Here is a 19,144-nt window from a genome sequence, read left to right as displayed (position 1 = left end):
GCCATGGTGCTGGTGGATCTCCTTCGCCAGGATCGTAACCCTGGCATCAGGGACTCCACGAAACGGGGTGCAGCTCAGCCCGCTTGGCCTTGCGCCGGTTGTTCGAGCCCTTCACGCAGCGCGACAGCTTGCGCTGGGCGCAACGCGGCTTCTTCTCCTGCCGCCGGAAGAACTTCGCAGAGGCGATCTTCCGGCCCCGCAGCACGGCATAGGAGGACAGACCCAGGTCGATGCCGGTTCCGGTCTCGTCCAGGTCCAGTTCGGGAAGCGGCTTGTCCTCGGTCTCCACCACGAACGAGGCGAAGTACCTGCCGGAGGCGTCCTTGATGACCGTCACGGACGACGGCCCGGACGGCAGGCCTACCTGGTTTATGGCTGAGTATGGAGAGATCAGAACTGGCAGACACTGCGCGTTCCTGCTACACGCCCACTTGGTTTTCGTGACCAAGTACCGGCACCAGGTGTTCACCGGCCGACACCTTCGCCGGATGAAAGAGATCATGCGGGATGTCTGCACCGACTTCGAGGTGGAGCTGAAGGAGTTCAACGGCGAGAACAACCACGTCCACCTGCTGGTGAGCTTCCCCCCGAAGGTGGCCCTGTCGAAGCTGGTCAACTCCCTCAAGGGCGTCAGCTCCCGGTACATGCGCCGGAGTTCCCCGAGCTGGAGCCGCACTACTGGCGCGCTCAGCGGCTGTGGTCCGGCTCGTACTTTGCCGGGTCGGTCGGCGGGGCTCCGCTGTCGGCCGTCCGTCAGTACATCGAGCAGCAGAACCGCCCGGCGTGAGCCGAGATCCCGGAAGCGGAGCGAACACCGACGCTGCGCGCCTCCGGGCCGAGGATCGCCTTCACCACCGGACTGAAGCCCGGTGCACTGGCCAAGTCACCGGCAGCGGGTTGCCGCGTGGCGGCTGGTCTCACCGGGGCGGGTCGGCCGCGGAGTCGCGGCGAACATCCTGACCGAGGCTGGCTTCGGCCTGGCCGCCCTCGACGCCACGACTGCGGACATCCACTCACCATGGCTGTGAACACCGAGGCGCAGACGTCCGTGTGCCTGCCTCAGGTCGCACCATGCCGGGACTCACCCTTCGGCGAGGAGGTGCGCCAGCAAGCGGTCGAAGTCGCTGTGGCCGAGCTCGGCCCCCCGGGGCACCACTGCCTCCGTTTCCTGCAGGAACGCCTTGACTTCCTGCGCTGGGGCCTTGAGCAGGGCCGTACCGGACGGCGGGTTGAGAAGGATGTACAAGTCGCGGCAGCCCTCCTCGCCGACGGGCCATATGCGAACGTCTCCCTCGCCGGCGGGGCCCTCCAGGCCGTCGATCAGCAAATCGCGCCCGATGATCCATTCCACCGGCTCGTCGCTGTCGACATCGGTAGTGAATGCGGCATGGACCACATAGGGATCACTCGGCGCATACCGCAGATTCATGATCACGGGCAAGGACGTCGCATGTACGCCGACAAGCTTCACAGGTAGTCCCTGGATCAAAGTTCTCAATGACTTCATCGGTCTTACTCCTGGTGCTTCGAGTCATCTGGGGAGGGCCATCGGAAGGGCTGTCGTCGGATTCAAAGAGGCTGCACAGACGGAGATGTGGCCAACGGTGGTTGCCGGACAAAGGGCGCCCTTTGTCTCAGCGATCGACGCTGTACCGGTTGTGGTTGTGGTGAACCGACTCGTCACGGTCCCCACCTCGACGCTGGCCGCGGTTGCCGGGGCCAGGTCACGCAGGGCAGAGCCGCCCTTGGACCGGAACGGCACGCTGTCCGAGTCCGAGGAGACGACACAGGTGCCCTGCTCATGGGTCGGTATCGATGCCAGCAAGGGCCACCCCTGGTGGGTCGCCATCAACGACATCGGGACCACCGTCGCAGGGCCGCCGGATACCGGCGCTGCTGGCCGCGTCACTCGTCGCAGGCCGAACGTCAGCGCAGGGGTGAGTCGGCGGTGGGTGTCAGCACGGTCTCGGTAACGCCGACGATCTGGCCGAGGTCGAAGCCCTCCATGTCGGCGCGGAATTCCGGGCTGGCCAGATACGCCAGCAGCCGCTCCTGCACGTCGTCGCCGTCCCTGTAGGAGACGAGGGCGTACAGCTGGGGGGTCCCACTACCGGGAGCCTCGGGCACCGTCCAGACACCGTGCGTGGTGATGCGGTGCTTCGCCATACCGGGAATGTGCTTGGACCAGATGGTCTCGTAGGCGACGAGCGCCTCCGCGCTGGACAGCGTGTAGACACGAAGCTGGAACTGGGACATGAACAGTCGATCCTTTTCTGTCTGAGCATGGATGATCAGTGGTCAGCTTTGCGAGAGCAGGTATGCCAGTTCGGCGTCCCAGTCGATGCGCCCCGACTCGGTGCCCCGTGGCACCAGGGCCTCCGTGCGCTCCAGGAAGGTCTTGACGTCGTGCAGGGGGACCTCGATGAGGGCGGTGCCCGCGCGAGACCCGAGAGCGATGTACATCGCGGGGTCACCACGGTCGGCGGCCGACCAGATCCGGACGTCCCCATGCCCAGCGCAACCGTTCTTCAGGCCGTCGGCCAGAAGGTCACGCCCCAGGACCCATTCGACCGGCTCGTCGCCGTGGATGAAAAAGGCGGCACGGACGACGCAGGGATCAGCAGGCTCGTACCGCAGCCGCATGCACAAGGGCTGTGAGCAGGTGCGCGAGACGACGAGCTGCGCGGTCACCGCCCGAACCACGGTCCTCGAAGACTCCATGGGCATTCACTCCAAGGCGCCCCCCTTGCCTCGGCTGCGCCCCGGCGCTCGTGGCGACAAGCACGCATCGAATCAGGAGGTGTTCAGCAGGGCCCGGGCGCCGGACAGCATCGGCGGACCGCGCGGGTCGTGGCGTCGCGGCAGTTGGGCGACGCGCGCCTGTGGCACGAGGTGGTGCCGCAGGCAGGTTCAGAGGGGAGCAGGGAGCAGGCCCTCCCTCGATCGCCCGCCCGGGCGGCGGGCAGGGGACCGCTGATCCGTGACCAGCGGTCGCATCCCTGCCGCCGACAGGCATCAAGGCGAGGGGGACGGCCTCCGCTCAGGGGCACAGGCGGGACGTGTCTTACCGGTCACCGTGGTTCCGGTTGTAGTGGTCCCATCCGTAGTCGTCCCAGCCACCGTGGTTCCGGTCGTAGTGGTCCCAGCCGAAGTAGTCCCGGTCACCGCGGTTCCAGTCATGGTGGTCCCAGCCCCGGCCGTCGCTCTCGTAGCGGTTCCAGTCGAGCCGGTAGGACCTGTCGGACTTCCACCCGCGCCCCTCATCGTCCCAGCGGTAGCAGCGACCATCGCGGCTGTGCCAGAGGGAGCCGGCGACATGGTCGTCGTGGTGCCAGCCACGCTGTCCGTCCCAGCAGTAGCCCTGCTCGATCAGGTAACCCACGCCGTGGTCCCAGCGGTAGTCGGCGGGGTTGACGCCGACGGCCGACCGCTGGACATGCACAGAGGCGGGAGTCGCGGCCGAAGCGGTGCCCCCGGCACCGACAACGGCGACACCCGCGACCGCCACGGAGGAAATGGCGACAGCAATCCGCTTCGTGAGCTTCTTCATGATCTTTCCTTCCGGTTGGTGCGATCTGCACCAACGGCTGCTTTTGCAGGCGATGTGAGGCGCCTGGCGTTGGGTGGCGTTGTCCGCCAACAGTTCCATACGTTGTACGGAATTGCCCTGCCAGGATAACCATACGACGTATGGAAATGGGGAGACGGTGACAGTGACTCGGGTCACCCGGACCACCTGGCCGAAGGGGACGTACCTGAACGCCTTGCAGCAACTGGAAGGTGCTTCCCGGGAGTTCATCCACTTCCCTCTCACCATGCTGGCCCGAATACCAGCTCTCGATCACAAGGCATGCAGGCATCCGGGTCTGGCCCCATGCTGGAGATGAGGGGGGTGTGACAACGGAGGAAGAAGTGGTGGAGATGCGGACCGTTGTCGACCTCACACGCTGCCAGGGGTATGCACAGTGCGTGTTCCTCGCCCCGGAGGTGTTCGAGCTGCACGGGGAAGAGGGGCTGCTGTACGCCACGGCCGTCCCGGACGACCAGGTGGAGCGGGTACGTCAGGCCGCGGCGGCGTGCCCGGTGCAGGCGATCCTCCTCGGGGAAGAGGTGAGCACCGGTGCCCGGTGACCTGAAAGACGGCCGCATCGTCGTCGTCGGCGCGTCGCTGGCCGGGCTGAGAGCCGCGGAGGCGCTGCGCGAGGAGGGCTTCACGGGGTCTCTGACCGTGGTCGGGGACGAGCCCCATGCGCCCTACGACCGGCCGCCGCTGTCCAAGCAGGTGCTGCTGGGCCAGGCGACGGCGGACACCCTTGAGCTGCCGATGCGCCGGGACCCGGACGCCGAGTGGCGCCTCGGCGTGCGCGCCACCGGTTTGGACCTGCTGGCGAAACGGGTGCTGCTGGGCGACGGCGATGCGCTGCCCTACGACCGGCTGCTGATCGCCACCGGAACCCGGGCACGACCCTGGCCCAACCCGGAGGAAGGCGCCCTGGACGGGGTGTTCACCCTGCGCACGCGTGAGGACGGCGCGGGACTGGCCGAGCGGCTGGCCGCGAGACCGGAGCGGGTACTGGTGATCGGCGGCGGCTTCACCGGCTCGGAGATCGCCTCAGCCTGCCGGGAACTGGGCCTTGGGGTGACCGTTGCCGAACGCGGCCCCGCACCCCTAGTGGGCGCGCTCGGCGGCACCCTGTCCAAGCTCGCCGCCGTCATGCAGCGCAATCACGGCGTGGACCTGCGCACCGGAGTGACAGTCACCGCCCTGAACGGCAACGGCGCCTTCACTGGCGCGCAGCTGTCCGACGGCAGCCGCGTCGAGGCGGACGTGTGCGTCGTGGCGCTGGGCGCGATCCGCAACGTGGAGTGGCTGGCGGAGTCCGGGCTGGCGGCGGGCCCACGCGGCATCGCCTGCGACGCAGGCTGCCGGGCTTTCAACATGTACGGGATCGTCACCGACGACGTCTTCGTGGCCGGCGACGTCTCCCGCTTCCCCCACCCGCTGTTCGGCTACCAGATGCTGTCCCTGGAACACTGGGGCAACGCGGTCGAGCAGGCCGAGGTCGCGGCCCACAACATGGTCAACCCCGGACCGCTGCAGCGCCCGCACCTGGCCATCCCGGTCTTCTGGTCGACCCAGTTCGGACTCAACATCAAGTCGGTGGGCGTCCCCACCTACTCCGACCACGTGGTCATCGCCCAGGGCTCCCTGGAGGCACGCCGCCTGGCGATGGTCTACGGCTACCAGGGCCGGGTCACCGCCGCCGTCACCGTCGACATGGCCAAGGCGCTCGACTACTACCGGCACCTGATCGAGACCGCCGCTCCCTTCCCGCCCCCGCCCGGCGCGCAGGACCGTGCGATCGTGGCCGACGTCACGATCCCGTCCGCCGTACCGGACCCCTCCGTGCTGTCCCACGGCCCGACCGTCGCACTCACCGGTCACCTTCCCGACCGCCGGCTGACGGTGGTGTAGCCCCCATCCCGCCCCCTACGAGGAGCCGTCATGGACTCCGCGACCTTGCTGGCACGGATCACCGACTACGCCAGCCGTCCCAACCCCTATCCGCTGTACGCGGAACTCCGCGAGGCCGGTCCTGTGGTCCAGCAGGCCGACGGCAGCTACCTGATCGGCACCTACCACCACATCGCCGCTCTGCTCCACGACCCACGGATGAGTGCCGATCCCCGCACCCGCGGCGAGACAACCCACAAGCCGCCGTTCCTGCGGCTCGACGACCCCGAGCACCACAGGCTGCGCACCCTCGCCATGCGGCCCTTCGGGCCCCCGCACAGCCCGGGCCGGGTCGACGGCATGCGCGGCGAGATCGACCGGATCACCAGGGAACTGCTGGAGCCCTTCGAGGCGGGCCGGCAGATCGACATCGTCGACGACTTCGCCTATCCGCTGCCCGTCACCGTGATCTGCCGCCTGCTCGGCGTGCCGCACGAGGACGAGCCGCTCTTCCGGGCCTGGTCCGACGCGATCGTCGCAGCCGCCGACGTCAGGCCCGACGACGACTCCACCGAGCCGGACAAGGCCGGCGACCAGGCGCGGATGGAGATGGGCGGCTACCTGTTGAACCTGGCCGAGCAGCGCCGTGGCAAGCCGGGCGACGACATGCTCTCCGCCTTCGTCAACGAGCCGGACCCGGCCCTGCGGCTCACCCAGGAGGAACTCGCGGAAACCGCCGTACTGCTCCTCATCGCCGGACACGAGACGACGGTCAACCTGATCGCCAACGGCGCCCTCACGTTCCTGCGCCAGCCCGAGCAGCTGGACCGGCTGCGCCGGGAACCGGAGTTGCTCCCGCGTGCGGTGGAGGAGCTGCTGCGCTACGAGCCCCCGGTCCATATGCGTGAGCGCATCCCGCACGCCGACGTGGACGTCGCCGGTACGCCCATCCCCCAAGGCGCCTCCGTGATCCTGGCCCTCGCCTCAGGCAACCGCGACCCCCAGCGGTTCCCCGACCCCGACCGGTTCGACCCCGCCCGCCCGGACAACCAGCACCTCGGCTTCGGCAGTGGCATCCATGCCTGCTACGGCGGCCCCTTGGCCCGTGTCGAGGCTTACGCCGCGCTCGGCGCGCTGCTTCCCTATCTCGCGACGGCAAGCCTGGCCCAGGACCCGCCCCCCTACCGGCAGAACGCCATGCTTCGCGGACCCCGCCACCTGCCCATCCACCTATGAAGCCGAGGGGCACGGCGCTCTCGTCAGGCTGCAGCGGCAAGAGGGCGCAGGACGCCGCCGCGGGCCTCGTCCGTGGACAGGTCGAGCATGTGAGGAGCATCTCAGCCATGCTGTCCGAGGCTTGCCCATTGACCGCTTCGAGCCAGGAGGCACAGCTCCAGTAGCGCCGGAAAGCCCCGTGATCGCCAGGTGTGATCCGGCCGTGCGGGCGCAGGTTCGGCTTGGCCGTGAAGTGGTTGGAGAAGGAGCCGAGACCCCGTCCGCCCACTCGAGGGCCTGCCAGGTCTCGGAGCGACCGCGTTCGTAGCGATTCCAGCGGGGCTGTCACCGGCACGCCTGACGCCCCCATCCGGCGCGCCGCGGCGGAAAGCACGTACCCACACACATTTGATGGTTCAGGAGCTTGACGATGAAAGGATTACATCTGACAATTTCATCATAAGTGGACAGAATGTCGTATACAGACATATACCCCACGTGTGGCGCTCACCGGACAACGCCGTTCACCACCGCTGCACACAGAGCCGCGGCACTACGCCGACGCTCGCTTGACCTCCGCACCGATGGGATGAGCCGCGATGACCCACACCGACCGCACCCCCCTCGCCGAGCCGGTGAGCCCTCCTGAGCTGCCCGACGCCGCGATAGCGGTCCTCGATGCGGAGGGCATTGTGGTGGGGTGGACGCAGGCCGCGCAGCGGCTTGTCGGCTACTCGGCCGGGGAGGTGGTGGGCCGGTCCGCCGCGCACGTGCTGCCGTCGCCCGAGGAGGCACGGAGGGCGTCAACCTTGGCCGAGGAGCGCCGGGCGCAGGAGGCCTGGTCGGGGACCGTGGCGATACGCCACCGCGACGGCCACACGCTCAGGATGACGCTGCGGGTCTCGCTGCTGCGAGGGCAGGACGCAGGCACCCGGTGGCTGGTGTCCGTCACGGACATCGACTCCTTGTCGTCGGGGGCGACCGGGGGGCCGGTGCGGGAGTCGCTCCTTGCCCGAGTCCCGATCGGCATCGTCGTCTATGACCCGCGGCTGCGCTGTGTCTGGGTGAACGACGCCATGGAGCGTTACGACGGCGTGTCTCGCCACCGGCGGTTCGGGCGCGGACTGAAGGACTCCCTGCCCGCCGTCGAGGCCGAAGCGCTGGAGGTGGTGATGCGGCAGGTGCTGGAGAGCGGGACCACGAGGGTGCACGAATACCGGGCATGGCCGCCGGCTGACCGGCGCCGTGAACATGCGTTCTCGGCCTCGTTCTTCTGCCTCCAGGGCGCGGACGGCACGCCCCTGGGCGTGTGCTCCATGATCGTGGACGTCACCGGAAACCGGCGGGCACGCGAGCGCCTCGCCATCCTCAGCGAGGCCAGCACCCACATCGGCAGCACTCTCGACGTGATGCAGACCGGGCAGGAACTGGCCGAGCTCGCCGTACCCCTCCTGGCCGACCATGCCCTCGTCGACCTGGTGGAGTCGGTTCCGTTCGGCGTCGAGCCGTCGGCTCGGACCGGCACGATGAGCGGCCGTCCTCCGCTGCTGCGTCGTGCCGGCGTGGCCTCCGTCGACCTGGGTGTCCTGGAGTTGCCGTGGGTGCGCGAAGAGGTCGTGCACGCCCACCCGGACTCGCCGTTCACCGCCGCCGTACGTACGGGCCGGTCCTACCTGGAACCCGTGCTGGACACCCATGCCGGACCCTGGGTCGACCGCGACCCGGTGCGGGCGCAGAGGGTACGCGACAGCGGCGTCCACTCCTTGATGGTCGTACCCATCCGCGCGCGGCGCTGCGTGCTGGGCCTGGCGCTGTTCGGCCGCTCCGCGGAGCAGACGCCATTCCAGGACGACGATCTGCTCCTCGCCGAGGAACTGGTCACCCGGGCCGCGCTCAGTCTGGAGAACGCGCTCCAGTACGCCCGTGAACGCACTGCCGCCCTCACGCTGCAACGCGACCTGCTGCCCCGCCGGGTGCAGGGCGGTGCCGCCGTCGAGGTCGCCTCGCGCTATGTGCCGGCCGACATGGACCACGGCGTGGGAGGTGACTGGTTCGACGTGATCGAGTTGTCCGGGGCCCGGGTGGCCCTCGTCGTCGGCGATGTGGTCGGACACGGCATCAACGCCGCGGCGACCATGGGCAGGCTGCGCACCGCCGTGCGCACGCTCGCGGACCTCGACCTGCCCCCGGACGAACTGCTGGCGCATCTCGACGACACGGTCCGGCGGCTGAACGACGAGGACACCGATGACTCCGGCGAGGCCCCCGCGGTGGTGAGCGCCACCTGTCTGTACGCCGTCTACGACCCAGTCACCCGGCGGTGCACGATGGCGCGCGCCGGGCATCCGCCGCCCCTGATCGTCGGCGCACAGGGCGGGGTCACCGTCCCCGAGCTGCCCGCCGGAGCCCCGCTCGGCCTCGGTCTGGACCTGGTTCCCTTCGAGTCCGTGGAACTGGAACTGCCCGAGGGAAGTGTGATCGCTCTCTACTCCGACGGGTTGGTGGAGTCCCGGGACGAGGACATCGACGTCGGCCTGGACCGTCTGGGCGCCGCCCTGGCACAGCCGGGCGCGTCCCTGGAGGAGATGTGCTCGCGAGTGATGGAAGCCTCGCAAAGGCACACACCAGCCGACGACGTCACCTTGCTCCTTGCCCGGACCCGCGCGCTCCAGCCCACCCAGGTCGCCTCCTGGGACCTGCCGAACGAACCGGTCACCGTCACAACAGCCCGGCACCTGGCCGCCCGTCAGCTCAGGGAATGGGGACTGGAGCCGCTCGTGACGCCCGTGGAGTCGATCGTCAGCGAACTGGTCACCAACGCCATCCGCCACGGCGGCGGACCCAGCCGCCTACGGCTCATCCAGCACCGGGTGCTGACGTGCGAGGTCTTCGACAGCAACACCGGCCAGCCACGCCCCCGCCGTCCCCACACGCTCGAAGAGCACGGTCGCGGCCTCCACCTGGTCGCACAGCTCTCGCGCAGGTGGGGCTCCCGTTCCGCAACGGACGGCAAGGTCGTCTGGGCCGAACAGGACCTGCCCTCCACAGCTGGCGCACGGTGACCCGCCGGCAAGCCGGGCGGTCGACAGCAAACGTCCGCGCATGCCGATCTCAGCAGCGATGAGCGTCTCCGGTGCCGGTCCCCGCGGCAGTATGTCCGCGTTGGACGGCCTGGCAGCCGCGGTGCTCGACGATCGAGGCGTGGTGGTGGGGTGGACCGGGCCAGCAGAGGATCTGATGGGGTTCCCCGCCGACGATGTCCAGCGCCGCCCCGTGCGGGAACTGGTGGCCGACCTCACGGACGACCTGAGCGGGGCCACGCACGTGCCGGCGTTCGGCCAGGTACCAGCCCCGCCTGCGCCGCGCCCGCACCACCGACGAGGGCGGACGCGGCCTGTTCCTCGTCGCCCAACTCGCCGAGCGCTGGGGCTGCCGCCATGGCCAGAACCGCAAGACGATCTGGTCCGAACAGCTCATCGAGTGCTCACGCTGATCGGTCCCAGCGCTCGTTGGGCCTACGGGGAATCCCACGTCGGGAGCCCGGCCGGCTGGGCGAGGGCTTGGCCGAGCATGGCGATACCCGCTTCGATGTCGTGGTCGCGGGCTTCGATCAGGCCGTCGGTGTAGAGGGCGAGGACCCATACGCACGCCGCTGGGACGGGGACGATGGGGAGTCGCCGATGCCCAGGCGGCCAGCCCGCGGGCTCAGCGACCTGCCACCGATCCTGCCGTGGTGGGGCGAGGGCCGTCGAGAATGACGTCACGCTGTGCACACAAGGTGGCCGCCAGCGGGCAGTCGAAATGGCTACGGTGGGCAGCTGAAGTGGCCGTGGACGGGGAAATCCGAAGTTCGTGCCGGCCACTCAGGGGGCGAGGCGGCGCAGCCCGGCGATGAAGGCGGCGCCGTCCGGTGTGCCGACGCCCGTCATGGTGTCGTACCCCTTGGCGGTGACCTGCTCGGTGGAGGCGTGGTCCTGGACGTCGAAGAGGTCGACGCCCGGGCTGCCGCCGGGGCCGACCGACGGCACATAGGCGCCCCGGTCCTGCTGGGGCGTCCGCGGGCCGATCGGCAGCACGTCGTGGTAGGCCCGGGTGCCGGCGAGCCGGTAGATCAGCGGGTTGCTGAAGCCGAACGGCGACTTCCGGCCCTGCTGGGCGTCGGCGACGAGGCCGGCGATCAGCGGGCACGCCAGGCTGGTACCGCCGTTCACCATGGTCCGGTAGGGGCCCGGCCTGGCGTCGTCCCCCGACTCGGTGTACCCGGTCAGCAGGCCGGTGTCGGGGTCGCCGTCGGCGGCGAGGTCGGGCACGGCGCGATTGGTGGCGACCCGCTGGCCGACGCGGACACGCGACATCGACGCGGGGACGACACCCTTCTGGTAGGCGGGCTGCGCGTGGACGAGGCTGGTGCCCCCTCCGCCGCCCGCGCTGACGCCGAGGTCGGTCCACGTGCCGTGGTCCAGGGAACCGTAGTCGTCGGACCACCCGGTCTCGAAGACCCGGTTGCCCGCCGCCCCGATGCCGAGGCTGGTGCCGCCGACCGCCACCGCGTACGGGTCGGAGTCGGTGACCGTCAGCCCGGGGGTGTCGCCGGAGGCGAAGTACATCCCGACCCCTTCGGCGGCGGCCCGCACGTCGATCGCGTGCACGGTGCGCTCCGGCACCGCGCCCAGGGGGATCTGCCAGGAGTTGGACACGATGGAGGCGCCGGGGTGACGGCCGTCGCCGGTCAGTACGGTCACGGCGGCGTCGAGCAGCGCCTGGTCCTCGTCGCAGCCGCCCCCGATCACCATGAGCTGGTCGGCGCCAGGGGCCATGGTGTAGACGGCCTCGGAGTCCATCTCCGCCTCGTCGTCGACGGCGGGCGCCGGGGCCGCCGTCGTGCGGTGCGGTGCGGTGCGGCAGGTGGTCGCGGAGCGGACCTCCCGGAACTGGGAGGGTTTCGGCGCGGGCAGATGGTTGCGGCGCGCGTACTCCTTCAGCGTCCGGTACATCGCGGTCGGCGACTCCTCCTCGGTCAGGGCCACGGTCTGGCCCTTGCCGGTGTCCGTCCAGTTCGCCCCGTAGGCGGCGCGGATCTGGGCGGCGGAGTACCCGCACACCGGCAGCGCCACCGTGTGCACGCCCCGGTAGGCCGGGGCGAGGGTGTGGGTGTGCTGCGCCCAGTACTGGGAGCACGTCGGTGCCGGCGCCGCCGCGAGGGGCCGCCCCGGCCCTTCCCGTACGGTCGTGCTCTGGGATGTGGCCGGACGGGCGCCGCTCATCCCGGTCACGCCCAGGACGTCGGGTGCGAGCGAGGCGGGGACCGACACGTCGCGGTCGTTGGACTGGACGACCGTCGGTGTGCCGTTGGCGTCTTCGGTCCGGTAGCGGTTGATCCGCACCCGGAACGCCGACTGGACCGTCGAGACCGGCCCGGTCGCCGAGACGTAGTCGCGGCCCCGGCTGATGTCGACCCGCGTCAGGCCCTCGGCGCTCAGCCACTGCGCGACGGCCTTGGCGTGCGCGGCGCTGGGACCGAACCGGGCGGTGTAGCCGTCCGGGCGCAGGTAGTGGTGGAACTCCGCGCTGCCCGGCGTGGCGACCGCGTCGGCGAACGCCGCCGCACCGGCCAGATCCGGGGTCAGCCACACCTGCACGGTCAGCTGCCCGGAGGCCGGCACCGTACCGGCGCGCGGCAGGATGCGCACGGCCGGGGACACCGTCCCCGGCACCGGCGCGGTGGTGGCCGCCTGCGCGCTGCCGGGCACCCCCAGCATCGCCCCCGCGGCCACCACCGCCGCGCAACCGGCCATCGCGACGGCGGCTCTGCGTCGGCCCCGCCTCGTGGCACCCGCCGTCCGCCCGTTCGACACCACTGACAAGGCTCTGTCCACGTACTTCCCCCAGCCCGGTCCGATCGCTCCCGCACCCGCCGCTTTCCGGCTCGTGCCCCCTGCTACGACGCGGGTCCGTGCTCCCGGGTTGCGGTGGTCCCGCGAACGGCCGGTTCCAGGCCCCGCCCGACCCCGCCCGTCGTCGGCGACCGGCGACGACCGGCACGCGTTCCTCCTCTGCCCTCACGAAGCGGGGCACCGGGCACCGGGCACCGGGCACCGGGCACCGGGCACCGGGCACCGGGGCTAATCCCCCCACCACGCCGTGGTGTAGACGCCCGCCCCTGGCTTTGTCCTTGAGAACAGGTCCTGGTTCAACTTCTGGATGCTGTTGGTGATCTTCACTCGGGGGGTGAAGTCTGCTGACCGTGGCTGTGTTGATGTCCTCGTAGTGCTGCCCTGGTGGAAGCGGCGCGGTACCGGCGGTCGGAGGGGTGACCGCGGTGGCAATGGGTGCGGGATTGGGTCAGGTGATTCCGCCGGTTACGGTGCGGATGGCGCGGGCCGGCAATCCTCATGGCACAGCAGCGATGTGGGTGCGTGACCGGCTGGACGGCTCGTCACGGATGCTGACTTCGCCGACTGGTATCCGACTGATGGGCTGCGTGGGCTATCGCCCGCTCGGTTGGCCCTCGTATCGGTGCTGCAGTACGCGGAGAACCTCACCGACCGGCAGTCGGCGGACGACGTCCGCCGGCGTCTGGACTGGAAGTACTGTCTGGGCCTGGAGCTGGACGATCCGGGATGCGACTTCACAGTCCTGAGCACCGGGTACGGCGGCGGCAGCCGGGGCGGCGTGCGCGGTCGTCGATATGAGAAGTGCGGTGAAGGCAGTGACAGCTGCGGCAGCGATACGGGCGAGACGCACGAGACGGAGTCCCCTCAAGACTCACCGGCAGTTCGTGATCTTCGTGCCGGCTCCCACCGGCGCCCCGCCGGCAGCCGGGAACGGCTCTGCCCGACGGGCGGCAAGCGCGATCGTCGGCCCGTCGCATGTGTGACAGCTCAGGTAGGTGTGTGGCCAACTGTGATTCTCCGATGGCCAAGTAGCGCGATCAGTCACAGCGGGTGGATGGTGTCCCGTGCTGGCGAACCTTGATCGTGTGCCACCGAACCTTGATGGATGCGAGTTCGTGTGATCGAAGTCTGAGCGTCCTGGTCGCAGGCGCAGCCGCCGAAACCCGCCACTGGCAGAACCTCAATCGTGCCCGCCGCAGCGACGCGGCTGTCGCCGAGCCCCGAGCCTCTCGCGTACGCACTGGGCGCCGCCGCCAGGAAGCTCGCGGACGCGCCGTTTCTCAATCTGTTGATCCAGACCCACTGAGCGGGCACCCTGCGCGTGGTCGCGCCGCCCCAGCAGCTTCAGCGACTCTTCTAGATCACCGGAGCCGACAACGTCCTGGAGATACGAGAAACGGTGGATGACGCCGTCGTCTCCTGAGTCCCTCTCCACCGGAGTGCCGGGCGCGCCGCCGGATTCAAACGCCACCGACCCTCCCAGGTCTCGGACGGCAGCTCCGGTAGAGCGGCCGAGAGGCCCCGACCTGCGGTTGATGGAGCCGGCAGGGATCGTTGACAGGCTGACGCGGAACTTGCCGGTGCCGTCTCACGGCTTCGGGAGCTTCAAAAAGACGAGGCTGGTGGCCCGTACCGGACGGCCAACAGGGCCACGTCGTCGTCGTTGTCCGGTGGGCGCGCCCGCGCCAACAGCTCGTCGGTGAAGGATTCCAGGGGGCGGTGGGCCAAGGACGCGGCGTGGCGGCGCAGACGGTTCAGGCCCTCGTCCAGGGTGTGGCTCGGGGACTCGATCAGGCCGTCGGTGTAGAGGAACAGGGTTGCCCCTGGAGGCAGTTCCGCTGTCGCGTCGGGGCGAACCTGGCCGGGTGTGACACCCAGGAGGATCCCGTGGCCGTCGGTCAGATAGCGGGCCATGCCCTCATGGGTGACCAGCAGCGGCGTGGATGGCCCGCGTTGGTCCAAGACAGCTCGCACTGGCCGGCATCGTTCTCACTCATGCGGGCAAAGACCAGCGTGGCCATGGAGACCTCCGCGATGTCCAGGGTCGCCCGGTCGAGCCATTCCACGATCTTGCTCGGTGGCCTCTGCTGGGACACCGCGTACGCGCGGAGCATGTTGCGCAGCTGGGCCATGCCGGCCGCGGCCTCCAGGTCGTGGCCGACGTGAGTTCCTCGCCACGCGCGTTGACGGCGACGATGAGGCCCTGTTCGTCCGTCAGGTAGGCACCCGTGCCGAGGGCGTCGAGGGCCCTGACAACCGCTTCCTGCGGACCATCCGGGCCCCTCATTGCTGCCTCCCTCACCGGAGAAATCGCCTGGACCATCGCTGCGATCCGGGTTCCCCCTGGGACACAGCCGACCCTCGCAATGCGCACCGGACCAACGCCACAAGGGGCAGCGCCCCTCACGGCGTCAATGGGTTGTGCACCTCGTTGTGCTGCAGGTCAAAGCAGGTCAGACCGTGTTTTTGCGCGAGGGCAAAGACCGCACGGGAGAAGCCGTCGGCCCGCGTCCAGCCGACACAGAGGATCAACCTATGCTCGTTCGCGTCGGAGCTCACGCTCCACACGAGGTCATCGATCGCATCATCATCCGGGTTGCCGGGGTCGGGGGACCCAATCAGCAGATCCCCCAGAGGGCGAGACTCCGCGGGTCGGGCTGAACAACGGTGTCATCGCCGTCGTCCAAGCTCTGGCACACAAGGAGTGCCCGGTCGACCCTGATCGGCGTCGGCTCATGCCGGACATAGAGATCGAAGCTGGGTGCGGATCGTTTCGAGGGATGGCTTGACCTGGGGAGGCGTGTGGAAGAACTCAAGCTCCGGGGGCTGAGTCGATGGTTCGGCTGGAGGCTGAGCGTGAGCGGCTGTCGCAGCTGGTGATCACCCGGGAGACCGCTGGTGAGCTCCTGGCGAGGGTGGCCGGTGGCGATCCGGGAAAAGCGGTACGGGATGCGCTGCTGACGGCGGAGGATGTGTCGCCGTTCGCAGGGGCGGAACGGCGGGTCGTGGGGGTGCTGGCGGTGCCGAAGTGGCAGCCGGGCCTGGAGCCGGAGGTGCTGCCACGGGTCCACCAGGACATCTTGGAGGTCGTGGGGGCCGCTGCGGGGCCGGTGCGGGCGAAGCAGATCGTGCCGAGGATCGGCCTGCCCGCCGAGACCGCGAAGGTCGAGGGCACTCGCTCGAAGCTGAAGCGTCTGGTCGAACCCAGCCGGCTGGACGAGGACACGCCCGGCCTGTTCACCCCGGCCCGCAACAGAACGACCGGCCTCCAAGTCACCCTGAAAGAAGGGCTCTTCCCTCCAAGTTCGCAGGTGCCAACCGAAACGAACCGGAAGAAAGAAGAGCCCGGATGGAACAGTACGACACCGGCGGCACGCCTGACCCGTTTGCCCGCTCGGTCACACTGGAAGAACACCTCGACCACGCCGGACGCGCCCCTGATCCGGCAACTCCTGCAGGACCATCTCGACCTACGGGCGATACGTGAGGAACAGCGAGCCCGTGATGTGCCGCTCCACGCCAGGTGAGGCCGGCAGGAAGGGAGCGTCCAGGGCGCGAGCCAGGTCATGAACGATGGCTGACCTGGCTGTTCGGACACGTAAGGGTGCGCCGCATCGCTCACCGGGACCGGGAGTCCGCAACGTACATCCCGCGGGCGTGCCTCTGTCACTGCAGGCCGGGCGTGAGTCGCTGAGCCTACGGCGCCCGGCGGTCACCGAGGCCGTACGCAGCTCCTACGACCAGGCCCTCGAAGCGATCCGCCGCCGCTGCGGCCATGTGCCGGGCAGACGACAACCCCCGACTCCTGGTGTCCGCGGCAGGTGACATCGACGCGTTCTACCAGGCCAGGATCGCCGTCCCCCGCACCCGCGACATGCCGCTGGTGATCCAGGCCGACGGCAAGGGCATCGTCATGAGGCCCGAGGCCCTGCGCGAAGCGACCCGCCGGAAAGCCGCCAAGGGCGCCCCCGCCGGCCGCCGCGCGCACAGCGAGAATCCAACCGGAAACGCATGGCCACCATCGCCTGCGCCCGGAAGGTCCGCCCACGCCAGCTGGTCGGAATCCGGGCTACGAAGTCGCAGGTCACACTGCACTCCACCGTCCCCGGAGCCGACGGCAGCCGCCTGCGTCGTCGCGGGCGGGGGGTTCACACAGCGGAGGAGCTGTCCCCGGCACATTCCGCCCGCCGCTGCGGTCGGCGAGGGGTCCCTCGGTGGTTGCCGACCCTGTGTCGGGGCACTCTTCGGCCATGGAGGACAGCCGTCCCACCCGTCCCCCGACCCGTGCCTTCGTGTTGGGCGGCGGCGGTGCGCTCGGCGCCTACGAGGTGGGCATGCTCAAGGCTCTCTTCGCCGCCGCCGTGAACCCGGACCTCGTCGTCGGCACCTCCGTCGGCGCGATCAACGGCGCCGCCGTCGCGGCCGACCCGTCACGGGCGTCGGTGGCCCGGCTCGCCGACCTGTGGACCGGCCTTGGACGTGCCGGCGTGTTCTCCGGATCGGTGCTCGGGCGGCTGGGCACCGTCGTACGCAGCGGCACTCACCTGTACCACCCCACGCCGCTGCGCGAACTGCTCTCCTCCCACATTCCGGTGACTGATATCGAGGATCTGGCTCTGCCGTTCCAGTGCGTCGCGGCGAACATCGAACGGGCCGCCGAGCACTGGTTCGCCGCCGGACCGCTGGTGGACGCCGTGCTCGCCTCGTGCGCAGTGCCCGGGCTGCTGCCGCCCGTGCGGCTCGATGGTGAGCACTTCGTCGACGGCGGCCTGGTCAACAGCATCCCCGTCGACCGCGCAGTGGCCCTGGGCGCGACCGAGGTCTACGTCCTGCAGGTCGGCCGCGTCGAGCAAGCCCTCTCCCCACCGCGCGCTCCCTGGCAGGTGGCCCTGGTGGCGTTCGAGATCGCTCGTCGGCACCGGTTCGCCCGCGACATGGCGGACCTGCCACCCGGCGTCACGGTCCGCGTCCTGCCCTCGGGCTCGGGCCGCGAGGAAGGCACAGCCACCCTGCGGCAGCTGCGGTACCGCAGCTTCGGCCGGACCGCCGAGCGCATCGAGCGCGCCTACGCTGCCTCCTCCCGGTATCTCGAGACCGCACTCAGCCCACCTGGCGGCACGCCATGACCGATGCGGGTGTGGCCCGAAGACGCCCGGCGCGGCTCACCGGCAAGGTGGTCACCGGGCTGCGCCGTACGACCAGCACCGCGCTGCTGCTCGCCCTCGTCCCCACGGTTGCCGCGCTACTCGTCGCCGCGGGCTTGCTCAGTGCGCCGGTGTCACTGGCCACGCGCGGCCCGTGGAGGCCGGTACGGATCACCGGCTACGTCCTTCTGTACCTCCTGGTGGACTTGGCCGGGCTCGTGGCCGCCGCCGGTCTGTGGGTGCGACGACTGCCCGAGGGACGGGCGGGCAAGGAGCGGCGCGCCGCGGATGTGTTCGCCGTGCTGGAGAGGCTGCTGTGGCTGCTACGCCGTGCGGCCGAGCGGATCTTCAGGCTCCAGGTGGAGGTGACTCCACCGCTCCCAGGCCAGAGGGGACACGCAACGGCGCCGGTCCTGGTCTTCGCACGGCACGCCGGGGTCGGCGACTCCTTCCTGCTGCTCCAGATACTCCTCAGCCAGGCCGGACTGCGCCCCCACCCCGTCCTGAAACGGACACTACGCGCCGACCCCGCTCTCGACGTCCTCATCGGGCGAGTCCCCCACTGCTTCCTTCCGCATTGCAAGGGCCGGGCAGAGGACGCGATCGGGAACCTCGCGGCCCGGCTGGGCCCGGGCGATGCCCTCGTGATCTTTCCGGAGGGCGGCAACTTCACACCGCGCCGCCGTCGACACGCGATCGCCTCCCTACGCTGCCGGGGATTGCCTCGCCGCGCCTCCCACGCGGAACGGATGCACCATGTCCTGCCGCCGCAGGACGCCGGTGCCCTCGCCGCGCTCGCCGCCGCGCCCGCGGCCGACGTGGTCTTCGTCGCCCACACGGGCCTCGACGTCGTCCACTCCGCGCGCACCGTCTGGAGCCGGCTGCCGCTTCGGGAGAGCGTACGGGCGCACTGGTGGCGCATACCCGCACGCCGCGTCCCTCCGGGCGACGATGCTCGCAGCCGGTGGCTGCTCGCCCAATGGGCCCGCGTCGACCGCTGGATCGCCGACCATGCGACATCGCAGGCCACGCACGCATGAGGTCGACGGCATCAAACACGGTGGGACGGCCGACAAGGGCAACCGGAATCCGCACGCGGTCCCTGACTCAGCAGTCGATCACCCGACGGCCGTGAGCAGTTGTCCCAGGAGCAGCAGGCACCGGCGGAGCCCCTCCAAGGAGGCCTCGGCGCAGAACTGCAGGCGGGGCCGTGATGCCGGTTCCCGGTGTCTTGGAGTTTTACCCCAGTCGTAGAGCTGCCCAGGGATTTCCCCTTTCGCGTTCAGCGTGGGGCTGCGATTGGCACTGCTGTCGATGCGTACGCGAAGTGCGCCGCCGAAGGCCTTGTGGCCGGAGGGGATCTAGGGTCCGTCTTCAAACGGATCTTGCCCAGAGCAGGAATGAGGCGAGAGAGACCGCTGCCTCGTAGGAGGTGG

General features: G+C 69.8%; 16 protein-coding genes and 4 pseudogenes. 12 read left to right on the top strand and 8 right to left on the bottom strand.

The window, feature by feature from the left end:
* Positions 1 to 46: 46 nt before the first annotated feature.
* Positions 47 to 337, bottom strand: coding sequence for a transposase (locus LE548_RS43235; protein ID WP_308031133.1), 291 nt, complete (start codon positions 335 to 337; stop codon positions 47 to 49).
* Positions 338 to 371: 34 nt separating this feature from the next.
* Here LE548_RS43235 and tnpA point away from each other — a divergent pair.
* Positions 372 to 787 (top strand): annotated as a pseudogene (tnpA, locus tag LE548_RS43230) (IS200/IS605 family transposase).
* Between the two features lie 294 nt (positions 788 to 1,081).
* Here the strand turns inward: tnpA and LE548_RS43225 are convergent.
* The 4 genes from LE548_RS43225 to LE548_RS43210 form a co-directional block, all read right to left on the bottom strand.
* Positions 1,082 to 1,471, bottom strand: a complete 390-nt coding sequence (locus tag LE548_RS43225; protein ID WP_225102532.1) for an SsgA family sporulation/cell division regulator — start codon at positions 1,469 to 1,471, stop codon at positions 1,082 to 1,084.
* A 455-nt stretch (positions 1,472 to 1,926) separates the two neighbouring features.
* Positions 1,927 to 2,256 carry an NIPSNAP family protein gene (locus LE548_RS43220; RefSeq protein WP_225102531.1) on the bottom strand — a complete coding sequence of 110 codons (330 nt, stop codon included), beginning with the start codon at positions 2,254 to 2,256 and terminating at the stop codon, positions 1,927 to 1,929.
* Between the two features lie 42 nt (positions 2,257 to 2,298).
* A complete protein-coding gene (locus LE548_RS43215) occupies positions 2,299 to 2,721 on the bottom strand; it encodes an SsgA family sporulation/cell division regulator (RefSeq protein WP_225102530.1) in 423 nt (140 codons plus the stop codon).
* Between the two features lie 343 nt (positions 2,722 to 3,064).
* Complete coding sequence (locus LE548_RS43210; protein ID WP_225102529.1) at positions 3,065 to 3,550, bottom strand: hypothetical protein; 486 nt, start codon at positions 3,548 to 3,550, stop codon at positions 3,065 to 3,067.
* Between the two features lie 371 nt (positions 3,551 to 3,921).
* On the opposite strand from LE548_RS43210, the gene LE548_RS43205 reads away from it, so the two are divergent.
* From LE548_RS43205 to LE548_RS43185, 5 genes and pseudogenes are all read left to right on the top strand, one after another.
* Positions 3,922 to 4,131, top strand: coding sequence for a ferredoxin (locus tag LE548_RS43205; RefSeq protein WP_030176846.1), 210 nt, complete (start codon positions 3,922 to 3,924; stop codon positions 4,129 to 4,131).
* Entirely contained in the window at positions 4,121 to 5,476 is a 1,356-nt protein-coding gene (locus tag LE548_RS43200) for an NAD(P)/FAD-dependent oxidoreductase (RefSeq protein ID WP_225102528.1), read from the top strand. The genes LE548_RS43205 and LE548_RS43200 overlap by 11 nt, the downstream gene beginning before the upstream one ends.
* Positions 5,477 to 5,506: 30 nt before the next feature.
* A complete protein-coding gene (locus LE548_RS43195; RefSeq protein ID WP_225102527.1) occupies positions 5,507 to 6,691 on the top strand; it encodes a cytochrome P450 in 1,185 nt (394 codons plus the stop codon).
* Between the two features lie 578 nt (positions 6,692 to 7,269).
* Positions 7,270 to 9,732, top strand: coding sequence for a SpoIIE family protein phosphatase (locus LE548_RS43190; RefSeq protein ID WP_225102526.1), 2,463 nt, complete (start codon positions 7,270 to 7,272; stop codon positions 9,730 to 9,732).
* Between the two features lie 284 nt (positions 9,733 to 10,016).
* Positions 10,017 to 10,163 (top strand): annotated as a pseudogene (locus LE548_RS43185) (ATP-binding protein); the annotation flags it as partial.
* Positions 10,164 to 10,533: 370 nt separating this feature from the next.
* On the opposite strand, the gene LE548_RS43175 reads toward LE548_RS43185, so the two are convergent.
* Positions 10,534 to 12,465 (bottom strand): protease pro-enzyme activation domain-containing protein, encoded by a 1,932-nt coding sequence (locus LE548_RS43175; RefSeq protein WP_225102525.1) that lies wholly within the window; start codon positions 12,463 to 12,465, stop codon positions 10,534 to 10,536.
* 721 nt (positions 12,466 to 13,186) lie between these two features.
* On the opposite strand from LE548_RS43175, the gene LE548_RS43170 reads away from it, so the two are divergent.
* Positions 13,187 to 13,645, top strand: a complete 459-nt coding sequence (locus LE548_RS43170) for a transposase (protein WP_308031129.1) — start codon at positions 13,187 to 13,189, stop codon at positions 13,643 to 13,645.
* Positions 13,646 to 14,169: 524 nt separating this feature from the next.
* On the opposite strand, the pseudogene LE548_RS43165 reads toward LE548_RS43170, so the two are convergent.
* Together LE548_RS43165 and LE548_RS43160 are read right to left on the bottom strand one after the other, a co-directional pair.
* A pseudogene (locus tag LE548_RS43165) lies at positions 14,170 to 14,735 on the bottom strand (PP2C family protein-serine/threonine phosphatase); the annotation flags it as partial.
* 232 nt (positions 14,736 to 14,967) lie between these two features.
* Positions 14,968 to 15,123, bottom strand: a complete 156-nt coding sequence (locus tag LE548_RS43160) for a hypothetical protein (protein ID WP_225102524.1) — start codon at positions 15,121 to 15,123, stop codon at positions 14,968 to 14,970.
* A gap of 446 nt (positions 15,124 to 15,569) precedes the next feature.
* On the opposite strand from LE548_RS43160, the gene LE548_RS43155 reads away from it, so the two are divergent.
* The 5 genes and pseudogenes from LE548_RS43155 to LE548_RS43140 all read left to right on the top strand — a co-directional run bounded on the left by LE548_RS43155 (position 15,570) and on the right by LE548_RS43140 (position 18,748).
* A complete protein-coding gene (locus LE548_RS43155; protein ID WP_225102523.1) occupies positions 15,570 to 16,091 on the top strand; it encodes a hypothetical protein in 522 nt (173 codons plus the stop codon).
* A 130-nt stretch (positions 16,092 to 16,221) separates the two neighbouring features.
* On the top strand, positions 16,222 to 16,389 hold the full coding sequence (locus LE548_RS43150) for a hypothetical protein (protein ID WP_225102522.1): 168 nt from the start codon (positions 16,222 to 16,224) through the stop codon (positions 16,387 to 16,389).
* 204 nt (positions 16,390 to 16,593) lie between these two features.
* A pseudogene (locus LE548_RS46875) lies at positions 16,594 to 16,728 on the top strand (IS21 family transposase); the annotation flags it as partial.
* 86 nt (positions 16,729 to 16,814) lie between these two features.
* Positions 16,815 to 17,690: a patatin-like phospholipase family protein gene (locus LE548_RS43145; protein WP_225102521.1), complete on the top strand. Its 876-nt coding sequence runs from the start codon at positions 16,815 to 16,817 to the stop codon at positions 17,688 to 17,690.
* Complete coding sequence (locus LE548_RS43140; protein ID WP_225102520.1) at positions 17,687 to 18,748, top strand: 1-acyl-sn-glycerol-3-phosphate acyltransferase; 1,062 nt, start codon at positions 17,687 to 17,689, stop codon at positions 18,746 to 18,748. The genes LE548_RS43145 and LE548_RS43140 overlap by 4 nt, the downstream gene beginning before the upstream one ends.
* The last annotated feature ends 396 nt before the right edge of the window (positions 18,749 to 19,144 follow it).

The organism is Streptomyces sp. CoH27 (assembly GCF_020181035.1).
GTDB classification, from domain to species: domain Bacteria; phylum Actinomycetota; class Actinomycetes; order Streptomycetales; family Streptomycetaceae; genus Streptomyces; species Streptomyces camelliae.
The sequence above is the reverse complement of the archived record's forward strand: the minus strand, read 5'-3'. Positions and strand labels throughout refer to the sequence as shown.

Bases quoted from the DNA above. Each gene is read 5' to 3' on its own strand.
- LE548_RS43220 (WP_225102531.1), bottom strand. From the start codon at position 2,256: ATGTCCCAGTTCCAGCTTCGTGTCTACACGCTGTCCAGCGCGGAGGCG.
- LE548_RS43215 (WP_225102530.1), bottom strand. From the start codon at position 2,721: ATGGAGTCTTCGAGGACCGTGGTTCGGGCGGTGACCGCGCAGCTCGTC.
- LE548_RS43210 (WP_225102529.1), bottom strand. From the start codon at position 3,550: ATGAAGAAGCTCACGAAGCGGATTGCTGTCGCCATTTCCTCCGTGGCG.
- LE548_RS43205 (WP_030176846.1), top strand. From the start codon at position 3,922: ATGCGGACCGTTGTCGACCTCACACGCTGCCAGGGGTATGCACAGTGC.
- LE548_RS43195 (WP_225102527.1), top strand. From the start codon at position 5,507: ATGGACTCCGCGACCTTGCTGGCACGGATCACCGACTACGCCAGCCGT.
- LE548_RS43190 (WP_225102526.1), top strand. From the start codon at position 7,270: ATGACCCACACCGACCGCACCCCCCTCGCCGAGCCGGTGAGCCCTCCT.
- LE548_RS43175 (WP_225102525.1), bottom strand. From the start codon at position 12,465: ATGGCCGGTTGCGCGGCGGTGGTGGCCGCGGGGGCGATGCTGGGGGTG.
- LE548_RS43145 (WP_225102521.1), top strand. From the start codon at position 16,815: ATGGAGGACAGCCGTCCCACCCGTCCCCCGACCCGTGCCTTCGTGTTG.
- LE548_RS43140 (WP_225102520.1), top strand. From the start codon at position 17,687: ATGACCGATGCGGGTGTGGCCCGAAGACGCCCGGCGCGGCTCACCGGC.